Source organism: Agrococcus casei LMG 22410, assembly GCF_900163565.1.
Lineage (GTDB): Bacteria > Actinomycetota > Actinomycetes > Actinomycetales > Microbacteriaceae > Agrococcus > Agrococcus casei.
The window spans coordinates 32428-43653 of sequence record NZ_FUHU01000021.1; the positions used below are offsets into that span (position 1 = coordinate 32428).

13 protein-coding genes are annotated in these 11226 nt (G+C 65.5%); all 13 read left to right on the forward strand.

Annotated features, from left to right (window positions below):
• The first annotated feature begins 8 nt into the window (after nt 1-8).
• Nucleotides 9-2003, forward strand: coding sequence for a phage portal protein (locus tag CZ674_RS04525; RefSeq protein ID WP_086991351.1), 1995 nt, complete (start codon nt 9-11; stop codon nt 2001-2003).
• A 10-nt stretch (nt 2004-2013) separates the two neighbouring features.
• Nucleotides 2014-3201 (forward strand): HK97 family phage prohead protease, encoded by a 1188-nt coding sequence (locus CZ674_RS14355; RefSeq protein WP_234988423.1) that lies wholly within the window; start codon nt 2014-2016, stop codon nt 3199-3201.
• A 22-nt stretch (nt 3202-3223) separates the two neighbouring features.
• Nucleotides 3224-4438: a phage major capsid protein gene (locus CZ674_RS04535; RefSeq protein WP_086991352.1), complete on the forward strand. Its 1215-nt coding sequence runs from the start codon at nt 3224-3226 to the stop codon at nt 4436-4438.
• A gap of 65 nt (nt 4439-4503) precedes the next feature.
• Nucleotides 4504-4788 carry a hypothetical protein gene (locus CZ674_RS04540; RefSeq protein WP_086991353.1) on the forward strand — a complete coding sequence of 95 codons (285 nt, stop codon included), beginning with the start codon at nt 4504-4506 and terminating at the stop codon, nt 4786-4788.
• A 2-nt stretch (nt 4789-4790) separates the two neighbouring features.
• Nucleotides 4791-5348 carry a hypothetical protein gene (locus CZ674_RS04545; RefSeq protein WP_086991354.1) on the forward strand — a complete coding sequence of 186 codons (558 nt, stop codon included), beginning with the start codon at nt 4791-4793 and terminating at the stop codon, nt 5346-5348.
• Complete coding sequence (locus tag CZ674_RS04550) at nt 5345-5686, forward strand: head-tail adaptor protein (protein ID WP_086991355.1); 342 nt, start codon at nt 5345-5347, stop codon at nt 5684-5686. The genes CZ674_RS04545 and CZ674_RS04550 overlap by 4 nt, the downstream gene beginning before the upstream one ends.
• Nucleotides 5686-5937, forward strand: a complete 252-nt coding sequence (locus tag CZ674_RS04555; RefSeq protein ID WP_086991356.1) for a hypothetical protein — start codon at nt 5686-5688, stop codon at nt 5935-5937. Before CZ674_RS04550 ends, CZ674_RS04555 begins: the two co-directional genes overlap by 1 nt.
• Nucleotides 5938-5939: 2 nt before the next feature.
• Nucleotides 5940-6332, forward strand: coding sequence for a hypothetical protein (locus CZ674_RS04560; protein ID WP_086991357.1), 393 nt, complete (start codon nt 5940-5942; stop codon nt 6330-6332).
• Between the two features lie 61 nt (nt 6333-6393).
• On the forward strand, nt 6394-6975 hold the full coding sequence (locus CZ674_RS04565; RefSeq protein WP_086991358.1) for a phage tail tube protein: 582 nt from the start codon (nt 6394-6396) through the stop codon (nt 6973-6975).
• 89 nt (nt 6976-7064) lie between these two features.
• On the forward strand, nt 7065-7361 hold the full coding sequence (locus CZ674_RS04570) for a hypothetical protein (RefSeq protein WP_086991359.1): 297 nt from the start codon (nt 7065-7067) through the stop codon (nt 7359-7361).
• Nucleotides 7362-7528: 167 nt separating this feature from the next.
• Nucleotides 7529-7729 carry a hypothetical protein gene (locus CZ674_RS13965; protein WP_143244634.1) on the forward strand — a complete coding sequence of 67 codons (201 nt, stop codon included), beginning with the start codon at nt 7529-7531 and terminating at the stop codon, nt 7727-7729.
• Nucleotides 7730-7732: 3 nt separating this feature from the next.
• Nucleotides 7733-10528: a tape measure protein gene (locus tag CZ674_RS04580; RefSeq protein ID WP_086991361.1), complete on the forward strand. Its 2796-nt coding sequence runs from the start codon at nt 7733-7735 to the stop codon at nt 10526-10528.
• A partial coding sequence (locus CZ674_RS04585) for a phage tail family protein (RefSeq protein ID WP_143244635.1) occupies nt 10525-11226 on the forward strand: 702 nt, incomplete at its 3' end. The genes CZ674_RS04580 and CZ674_RS04585, both read left to right, overlap by 4 nt.

An 11226-nucleotide genomic window follows, 5' to 3' on the forward strand; every position in this document is an offset into this window, starting at 1 on the left:
GAGTCAGCGTGGGAATTCGTGACGCCATAGGTGCCCTGTTCGGCGGTGCTGACGAAAATCAGCACATCGAATACCTCGGACCGACGTTTCGGAAGATGATCCTCGGGCTGACGCCCGAAGAGCTGTACCGGACGCAGCCGCAGCTTCGCATCGTCATGTCGTTCGTCGCGCGCAACGTCGCCCACCTGGGTTTGAAAGCGTACGCGCGCACATCTGACACAGATCGCCAGCGGCTGCAGGACGACCCGCTGGCAGTGCTGCTGAAGCGACCGAACCCGTCTATGACGACGTTCGAGCTGCTGCAGGGTCTCGCCTCCGATATTGGTCTCTACGACGCTGCCTATTGGTTCGTCGGCCTGGACAACGAGGCACCGTCGGGCTGGCGCATCCAGCCGATCCCCCCGGCGTGGGTCGTTGAGCAGCGCGGCGGCACGTTCTACCAGGCGGGCCGCTTCGTCATTCAGAACCCTGACGGCACACGCTCTGAGATTCCGGCCGAGGACATGCTTGTGTTCCACGGCTGGAACCCAGGCCGACCGAAGTACGGCACATCACCGGTCGAGACTCTGAAGCAGGTGCTCGCCGAGCAAGTGCAGGCGTGGTCCTACCGCGAACAGGTCTGGCAGCGCGGCGGCCGCGTCGGCGCGTACCTCACGCGGCCGAAGGACGCGAAGTGGTCCGACGCTGCACGGGAGCGGTTCGCCCGCGACTGGAAGGACCGATGGACCGGCAAGGACGGCAAGAAGGCTGGCGGCACCCCAATTCTTGAGGACGGGATGGAGCTGAAGCGCATTGGCTTCAACGCCCGCGAAGAAGAGTGGTCTGAGGTCGCGAAGCTCGCCCTCTCGACCGTCGCCGCCGTCTACCACGTCAACCCAGTAATGGTCGGCATTCTCGACAACGCGAACTTCTCGAACACCAAGGAGTTCCGCAAGATGCTGTACACGGAAACTCTCGGGCCGATGCTCGCGATGATCGAGGACCGCATCAACACATTTCTGGTACCTCGCGTATCGAACAACGATCGCGCCTACGTCGAGTTCAATATCGAGGAGAAGCTGCAGGGCGACTTCGAGTCGCAGGCGGCTGCGCTGCAGGCCGCTATCGGCCGCCCCTGGATGACACCCGACGAGGGCCGCGGGCTGCGAAACATGCCCGCCCTCGGAGGCGATGCGGCGCAGATCGCGACCCCTCTGAACGTGCTGATCGGTGGCCAGGCGTCACCGCTGGACTCAGCACCGAAGCACGTCGGCGACGCCGTGTTCAGTCGGACTACGACTCCCGCTGCGCGGATGCTCGAAGAGCTGGCGAAATCGCACCCCGACTTGGCCGCCGAGATCGCTGGTCGCAAGTCGCAAGTGCCGGACTCTCACCGAGCCAAGGCAGAGGAAGTGATCGCCGCATTCTTTGACCGGCAGGCGAAGTCGGTGTTGTCGCGCCTCGGGACGAAAGACCCCGACTGGTGGGACGGCGCACGGTGGGACCGTGAACTCGCGGCCGACCTGCTGGCGCTGGCGCTGAACACCACCCGGGAAGTGGCGACCGCGGCGCTCGACGCTGTCGGCTTCGCCGACGGTGACTACGACGTGTCTAGAACCGAAGCGTTCCTAGCCGAGGTCGCGAAGTCCCGCGCCGGAGCGATCAACGCGACAACCAGGGACCAGGTGGCGGCGATCCTTGCAGGCACTGGACCCGATGGGGTCAGTGATCCTGCGCATGCCTTCGAGAACGCGAAGGACGGCCGACTCGGCACGATCGTCGCGACTCTGCTCACGACCCTGGCGGCATTCGCTGTGGTCGAGGCGGGCAAGCAGACCGGGGCTAAGTCCAAGACCTGGCTGGTCACGTCAACGAGCCCGCGGCCTGCGCACGCAGCGGTGAACGGCGAAACGGTCGGCATCGACGAGAAGTTCTCCAACGGTGCGAACTGGCCGGGCGACCCCGCGCTCGGTGCCGCCGGAGTATCGGGCTGCGAATGCCAGGTGCGCGTCAACTACGCCTGATGGAGGTCAAGTGATCCACATCGTGATTGGTCCGCCGTGCGCGGGCAAGTCCACCTACTGCGCTGAGAACGCGAGTGAAGGTGCCGTGGTTGTCGACTTCGACAAGCTCGCCCAGGCACTCGGCTCGTCCGTGTCGCATGCGGCGGAGGGTGCGGTGGCGCAGGCAGCGTTCCTCGCCCGTTCCGCCGTGATCGACGCCCTGCTCGACGACCCAGAACCGGAGGCGTGGATTATCCACACTTCTCCGAAACAGGAGCAACTCCACCGGTACCGCGAAGCGGACGCGCAGCTGATCTTGCTCGACCCCGGCATCGACACCTGCCTCGACCGAGCCAAGGAACGACCCGACGGAACCGCCGACGTGATCCGCGCCTGGTACGAGAACCCTCCGCAAATCGACGTGCCGACGAACGGCACCCTACGCCCCAAGGGAGGGCACATGAAGTTCAAGAATCTGCCCGTGAAGTTCAAGACCGAAGGTCTCAATGAAGGCGAGTTCCTCGTCTACCCGTCGACGTTCACCCGCACACCAGACTCCTACGGCGACGTCGTCGCCAAGGGCGCATTCGCCCGCGGCATCGTCCAGCGCAAGGAGCTTGGCGCGGTCCTGCCTGGCCTGTTCGGACACCGCATGGACGACCCGCACATGTGGATCGCGTCCGCGATCGACGAGGGCGAGGACGAGCACGGCTGGTGGGTCAAGGGCGTATTCGACCTGGAGGACGCGACCGCCGCGAAGGTCTACCGCCTCGTCAAGTCCGGCCGTCTGCGCGAACTTTCGTTTGCCTACGACGTGCTCGACGGCGGCCTCGTGAAACTCGAGGACGGTACCGACGCATACGAGCTGCGCGACCTCGACGTGTTCGAGTTCAGTTTCGTGCCCGTCGGCGCGAACCGAGACACATCGGTTGTCGCCGTCAAGTCGGCTGCGGATGCACTCGCGGCCGCGGTGAAGGGCGGGCAGCTGCTCGGCACCGACCACACCGAGATTCTGCGCGACGCGCTCGGCACTCTCGCCGACGCCGTCGACGCAATCAAGAACGTACTGCCCCAGCCGGGGCAGGCGAACGACCAGGCAACGTCCGGCGGTCAAGCCGATGCCAAGGACGAGGGCGCTGATCGCGTCAAGTCCGAGGGCCTCGGCGTCAACCCGACCCGTCGTGCCCGGGCGAACTACCTCATATCACTGACCCTCTGACGAGGGAGAAAGGGGCTTCATCATGAACCCCAAGGAGAAGCTCGCCGCGCTGCAGAAGGCGATGCGGGCAATCGTGGACGGCGCGAAGGCGTCAAGCCGCGACCTGACCGAAACGGAAATGACCGACCTCGAAACGAAGTCGACCGAGGCCATGGAGCTGAAGGAGCAGATCGAGCGCGGCGAGAAGTCGATGGCGCTCATGGATCGCATCAGCAACATGAAGTCGGACACTGACCCGACCCCCAAGGGCCCTGACAACACCCCGGCGAAGTCGCTCGGCGCGCACTTCATCAAGCACCTGGGCCAGCGCAGCCTCAAGGAGCGCGGCACAATCACCGCACCCGAGTTCAAGGCCGCAACCGACACACAGGCTGTCGGCGGCCACGAGGGAGCATACGGCCCGCTCGTCACCGACATTGACCGTTCGTTCGTGCTCCCGAAGCGCGAGCGTCTGGTCGTCGAGGACCTGCTCGGCTCCGGCACCGTCAGCGGCACGGCGATCACCTACCCGGTGTTCGGTGCGATCGAGGGCGGCACCGGCATGGTTGCGGAGGGCGGCCAGAAGCCGCAGCTGCACGTCGCCGACCCGACCTGGCGCACCGACGCTCTGTCGGAGGTCGCTGGCTGGTTCAAGATGACCGACGACATGGCTGAGGACCTCGACTATGTCGTGTCCGAGATCAACTCGACGGCTCTCTACGACCTGGCCAACCGGTCGGAGGTACAGATCCTTTCGGGTGACGGCACCGGCCAGAACCTGCTCGGCATCCGCAACCGCTCGGGCGTGCAGACGCACGAGCGCGGCGAGGACACCGTGGCCGACGCGCTGTTCAAGGCGATTCAGAAGGTGCAGACCGCGACGCAGTTCTCGGCTGACGGCCTGATGATTCACCCGCTCGACTACGAGGAACTGCGCCTCGGCAAGGACGGCAACGGCCAGTACTTCGGCGGCGGCTACTTCGCCGGTCAGTACGGCCAGGGCGGCATCCTCGAAAACCCCCCGGTGTGGGGACTGCGCACGATCGTCACCCTCGCTGCTCCGCAGGGCGAGCCCCTGGTCGGCGCGTTCGCGTCGGCAAAGGTGTTCAACAAGGGTGGCGTCCGCGTCGAGTCGACGAACTCGCACCAGGACGACTTCACCAACGACAAGATCACGGTGCGCGTCCGTCGCCGCCTGGGTCTGCAGGTCAAGTACCCGTCGGCCTTCGTGAAGGTCAACATCACCGAGGGCCTCTAGCCCAACGCTCGGCCTCGGGTTCGCCCGGGGCCGAGCACTCGGCCACACACGAAAGGAAGTGACCCGTGGCTCACAAGACCTACACCGTCAACATCGGCGGGATCGATCACACGATGGAACTGAACGAGGCCGACGCCAAGCGCTACGGCAAGGCAGCCGTTCTCAAGCCGGGGCGTGCGAAGGCCGAACCGAACTCCAAGGCGGAGGATGCGCCGAAGAACAAGGCGCGGACACCCGCTGCAAACAAGAAGGCGTCGGCCTCCGACACGGCGGACGAATCGACTGCCGAAGCGGCCGCTGAGGCAACTGCCGACACAGCGGACGAATCAGCAGCCGAAACGGACTGGTAACCGTGGCCGCCCCGGAGCCGTTCGCCTCGGCGCAGCTCATGGAGGACCGGTCCCAGGGCGCGATCACAACCGAGACTCACCCGTACCTGGAGCAGGAGCTGGCGGCCGCGTCGCGGATAATCCGCGACTACTGCCGCTGGCACGTTGCCCCGGTCATGCCGGTGCAGCACGTTCGCCGTGGTCATGGCCGCGAGTCTGTGTGGCTGCGCGCCATGCAGATCAAGTCGGTGGACTCGGTCACCGTCGACGGCACCGATTGGGATGCCGAGTTGCTCGACCGTGTCCGCGTCGACCCCGACGTGGGATGGACGAACATCGAAGGCCGCGACGTCAACGTGACTTTCACCGCCGGGTACGACCCGGTGCCCGAGTCGATTGTGTCGCTGACCCTGCAGGTCGCGGCTCGCGCGCTCGGGTCCCCCCTCGGGTTCGTCCGCGAGCAGGCCGGTGGCGTCGCCGTCACTCACACGCAGATCGGCTTCAACCAGGCCGGTGGCGTCCTGCTGCTGCCCGCGGAGGAGTCGGTGCTGGACGAGTACCGGATAGGGCGGCTCCCGTGATCGCGGGGGCCGTCGCCCGGCACACCATCACGATCGTGCGCGCCCCGCTCGTCGACGACGGAAGGGGCAACCGTACTCGTGACTGGGCGACCGCGGCCGAGCTCGAATCGACGGGCTGGGCGATCGACGCGGGCTCGACCTCCGAGGACGAGGCCAACCGCGACGGGTCGTCGACCGCGTACACGCTGCGTGGTCCCCTCGTCGCTGACGTGACCGCCACCGACCGTGTGCGGCTGTTCGGCGAACTGTTCGTGATCGACGGCGGCGTACTGCGCCAGCCAGGACCGACGCCGCTGACAAGTCATTCGATCATTCGTCTAGAGCGCTGGGAGGGCTAATGGCTATCAAGGACGTTCGTATCAAGCTGAACTCAACGGGCATTGTGCGGCTGTTGCAATCGCCCGAGGTCGCCCGCGAGCTGGAATCACGAGGCAAGCGAATTGCCGCAGCGGCGGGCAACAAGCACGACGTCAACGCGACTGTGAACCGCGACCGTGCTGTCGTGTTCGTGACCACCAAGGACACGGCCGCACGGAAAGCGGAAGCGGAACAGCGCCGCCTCAGTAAAGCGATCGACGCGGGACGGTGACCATGGCGGAACTACTCATACCGACCGACGACGAAGCTGTGGCCGTCGCCGAGCTGAACGACCGCATGGACGTGCACATCGGCACCCGAGTGCCGAACCCTCTGCTGGAGGAGTTCGGCCGCATCGTCAGCACTGGCGGTACCAGTCGCGACCTGGTCACCGACTCAGCGACGCTCGCCCTCGAAGGGTTCGCGACGACCGAGGGCCGGGCTCGCCGAATCAGCGCAGAGATGATCGCGCACCTGCAAGCCGCAGGTCGCGCGGGATCGCTCGGCGGCGTCCCTTGCTACGGCGTCCGCGTCGTCGCGCTCCCTGCAAATCTTCCTATGCCGTCTGTGCCGACCAGGTACCGGTTCACCGCAACGGTGACCGCTGACCTGCGGCGCACGACGTAGTTCCCCATCATGCGCGGCCCGACCGGGTCGTGCTTCATCCACGCCTGAAAGGGGCAGACGCATGAGCGTCAATAGCAAAGCGGTGTTCATCGGAGCACCCGACCAGGCCACGACCGGCGCGATCCTGTCTGGCCCTGAAACCGACGTCATTCCCGACACCATCGACGATGCAGTCCTGACCGCTCTCGAAGATTCGGGATACGTCAACGAGGACGGCGTGACGATCACGCCGTCGGAGTCGACCGAAACGATCAAGGACTGGGCGCTGCAGACGATCCGTCGCGTGCTGGCCGAGTTCGACGGCACGATCGCCTGGACGCACCTGGAGCTGTCTGTCGGCGCGCTCAAGAACTACATGGGCGACGACAACGTCGAGGTCACGGAGGCGACCGCCGAGCATGGCACGCAGGTGCGTGCGGCGATCGGTGCCAGTGTTCGCCCGATCAAGGCTTGGTACTTCAAGCTCAAGGACGGCGAGCGCCGCGCACTGGTCATGGTGCCGCACGGTCAGATCACTGAGCGCGGCGAGATTCCTCTTACCGCGTCCGCGGCCGTCACCCTCCCGGTGACGCTCTCCACCTACCCGGATGCGGTCGGCAACTCGATCTACATCTTCACCGACGACGGCGTGGTCAGCGCCTAGTCGAACCTAACCAGAGCGCTCGGCCGCGGGGAACCGGCCGGGCGCTCTGCTGTTCCCCCGTTCCCCAAAAACCATTCACGGAGGTTCCCATGGGCTACAAGGTGCCCGACTGGAAAAAGTCAATCAAGCAGGACAAGTTCGAGATCGAAACGGCAGACGGCAAGTTCAGCCTGCCGAAGGCCGAGTACATGACCGGCGCGCAGGCGCAGGCGTTCGCGGAGGCTGACGAGAACGAAGGCGGCGTCTACGCCGTGCTCGACGAAATCGCTCCCGGCCTCGGCACGGCACTGCTGCCTGTGCCGGTCAAGTACCTGAAGGAGATGCTCGAGGCGTGGCAGGCCGATAGCGGCATCACCCTGGGGGAATCTTCGCTCTCGTCGAGCTGATCGACGAACACTACGAGCACGTAGAGGCCGACCTTCTCGACCGCAGCTGGCGGTTGGCGGAGGTCGGCCTCACGTTCTCCTGGCGTGACCTGTTGGTCATGGTCCGCCGACTACAGGCGAACCCTGAAACAGCGACGTCGAGAGCTATCCACGGCGAGCAGTGGTCGGTGCGTGACCAGATTCTGGCAGGCATCTTCGACCTGCTCGCACACGCAAATTGGCAGCGGGCGGGCAAGAGGCACGCGCCGCGGCCGAAGCCGCTGCAGCGGCCTTGGGAGAAGCGCCGCGGCCGTCAGATCGGCAGTAAGCCGATCCCGATTCGCCAGTTCAACGACTGGTGGGAATCGAAGCGCAAAGAGCGGAGGTGACCGATGGCTAAGGGTGTAGAACTTGCAACCGCCTGGGTGCGCCTGGTGCCCTCGTTCGAGGGTGTCCAGGGGCAGATCGCGAAAGAGCTTGGCGGTGTCGACACCCGTAAAGTCGGGCGCGGCCTCGGTGGCCAGTTCGCCTCGAACATCGGTGCCGGTATCAAGGCGGCCGCGACCGGCACAGTCGCGGTCGCCGCCGGTCTGCTCGGCACGGCCCTGGTCAAGGGCCTGGGTCGACTGAACGCGCTCGACCAGGCGACGCAGAAGCTGAACGGTCTTGGCCACTCGGCCGACTCGGTCGACGCGATCATGAAGAACGCGCTCGCGTCCGTGAAGGGCACAGCGTTCGGCATGGACGCCGCCGCCACGGTGGCCGCGTCGTCGGTCGCTGCTGGCATCAAGCCGGGCAAGGACCTGGAGCGGACTCTGTCGCTTGTCGCTGACGCTGCGACGATCGCCGGGACCGACATGGGTTCTATGGGCGCGATCTTCAACAAGGTTGCCGCCTCCAACAAAGTGCAGATGGACGTCATTAACCAGTTGCACGACGCGGGTGTGCCCGCGCTCGCATCTCTCGCGGACTACATGGGTGTCACCGCGGAGGAAGCCTCCAAAATGGCATCGCGTGGCGAGATCGACTTCGAGACCTTCCAGGCCGCGATGGAGACCAGCCTTGGCGGTGCTGCCGCATCCAGCGGCGACACCTTCTCGGGCGCTATGGCGAACGTGCTCGCCGCGATCGGTCGCGTCGGCTCGGGCATCCTCGGCGGCATCTTCCCGAAGCTTGCGCCACTGTTCCAGGGACTCACCACCGCGCTCGGGCCACTCGAAGATAAGGCCGCGGACATTGGCGCGGTGATCGGCGACAAGCTCGCCCCGGTGCTCGACTGGCTTACCGAAGCGCTCCAGGGCGGACTCGGCGAGTTCAAGGTCGCGCCGCAGATCATCGCCCCGCTGACCGGAGCGTTCATCGCGCTCGGGTCCAGCGGCCTCGGCCCGCTGCTGCGCATGGTTCCCGGGCTCGGCGGGTTCGCTTCCAAGCTCGGCATTCTCGGTGGGCCGGTCGGTCTCGCGATCGCTGCGTTCGTCGGCCTGGTCGCTGTGACCCCTGAGCTGCAGGCGGCTCTCGGTGACCTGTTCGCCGCCGTGCTCGATGCCGGGACGGCCGCCGCACCCGCACTGTCGGAGATCGCGGGTGTCGTCGGCGGTGTGCTCGTGCAGGCGCTGCAGATCGCGACCCCGATTATTGTCGGCGCGATCACTGCCCTGTCTGGCTTCATCACATGGGTGGCTGAGACACCGGGTGTGCTGCAGGGCCTCGCGATCGCAGTGGGTGCAGCTGCCACCGCCTGGGTCGGCTACAAGGCCGTCACCGGGGCTATGAACTTCGTGGGCATGATCACTGGCCTCTACAAGAAGGCCGCCGCGTTCACGGCCTCGACGGTCGCGAAGGGCAAGGACCTGGTCGTCACGACGCAATTGCGCGCCATGTACGCGCGTGACTTCGTCGTCGCGATCGGTCGGCAGATCGCGGCGGTTGCCGCGTCGACCGGTGCGTGGGTCAAGAACACCGCGGTCATGGTTGCGCAGCGTGCAGCGCTGGTAGCCGCTGCGGTTGCCTCCCGTGCTGTGACCGCAGCGCAGTGGCTGATGAATGCCGCGATGTCGGCGAACCCGATCGGCCTCATAATTACGGCGATCGTCGCTCTCGTCGCTGGCCTGATCTGGTTCTTCACGCAGACCGAGCTTGGCCAAGAAATCTGGCAGGGCTTCGTCGACTGGCTCGTCGCCGCCTGGGAATGGGTGAAGGAGACAGCGATCGCGATCTGGGAGGCCGTGTCGGCGTTCTTCGTCGCCCTGTGGCAGGGCATCGTCGACGTCGCGACGTCCGCCTGGCAGGGGTTCACCGACTGGATTCAGTCGGTGACGAATGGGATCGCTACCTGGTGGAACGACCTGTGGTCAGGTGTCGGCTCGTTCTTCACGAATTTGTGGGACTCGATCGTGCAGCTCGTCGTCAGTTACCTGACTTGGTACGTCGCCACGGTGCGCTCGATCGTATCTGCCGTCGTCGCCTGGTGGAACAACATATGGTCGTCGGTCGGTTCGTTCTTCTCGAACCTGTGGCGGTCGATCGTCGACGCAGCCTCGAACGCGATTCGGGGCGTGCAGAGCACGATCCAGTCTGTGGTCGGCAGCATCGTGTCCTGGTGGCGCTCCACCTGGTCGTCGGTCGGTTCGTTCTTCTCGAACCTGTGGGACGGGATCGTGAGCGCGGTCCGCAACGCCGGTCGCGCATTCGGCAACGTCTTTCAGGGCATCCGTGACGCCGTGTCCAACGCCTTCTCGGGCATCGTGAACATCGTTCGCGGCCCCGTGAACGGCATTATCAGCCTGGTCAACTCCGCGATCAGCGGACTGAACGGGCTGTCTGTATCGATCCCTGATTGGGTGCCGGGTGTCGGTGGCGGCACTTTCGGTCTGAACATTCCGTCTATCCCGATGCTCGCCGATGGTGCGACTGTGCTGCCGCGTCGTGGTGGCACGCTGGCGATCCTCGCTGAGGCGGGGCGGCCCGAGTCGGTTGTCGACACGGGGCTCGTGAACCGGGCATTGGAAGAGGGCCTGTCGGGTAACGGCTCGGCTGGTACCACCGTGAATGGTCCGCTCGTGAACGTCGAGCAGCTCGTCGTCGACAGCGAGCGCCGTGTCGACGAACTGTCGAAGGCGCTTTACGAGCGCGCTGAGCGTGCCGCACGCGCTGGCGGAAAAATCAACCTCGGAGGAGCAACGGTATGAGCTTCACCTTCGGTCCGTTCGATTCGGACTCGCTGTGCGTCATTGCGACGCTGCGTGAGTTGCCTTCGCTCGCGGGTCTCCAGCTCGAAACGCTGGAGGCCCCGGGCACCGATGGTGTGATGCTCGGTGGCACCACTCGCACTTCGGCGCGGTTCACGTTCGACGTGATCGTGCAGGGGAACAGTCCCGACGATGCCCGCGAGATCAGCGAAGCGTTCGTGCTCGCGGTCGATCCGGCGCGCGGTGAACAGGACCTGACCATCGACGCCGTACCTGGCTGGAAGTGGCAGGCGATCGTTGCCGCCCCCATCGTGTGGGAGCGGCTCACCTGGGACACCGGCACGGGCTTTCAGCTTCGTTCCGAGGTCGCGTTCGACGCGCTCGAAGCGTACGGCAGGCCGGTTGAGGACGAGAGCTGGGACGGGACCCCGACTCCATTCATCGGAACTATTACGAGGTCGCTCGGCAATGCTCGGAGCTTCCCAACGGTCGAAATCGAGGGCCGCCTGACCGCCCAGCAGACGGTGCAAGTGACTATCGGTGCTGTCTCTCTGACTGTCACGGGGCCGCTCCTGAGTGGCGAAGTGCTGCGGTTGGACTGGGACCGTTTCGAGTTCGCCCGTTGGCTCGGCAATACGAAGGTGGGTCTGCTGAGGGTTTGGTTGAGTCGGGGGGTTTATGCCGCCAGTGTGACGGCT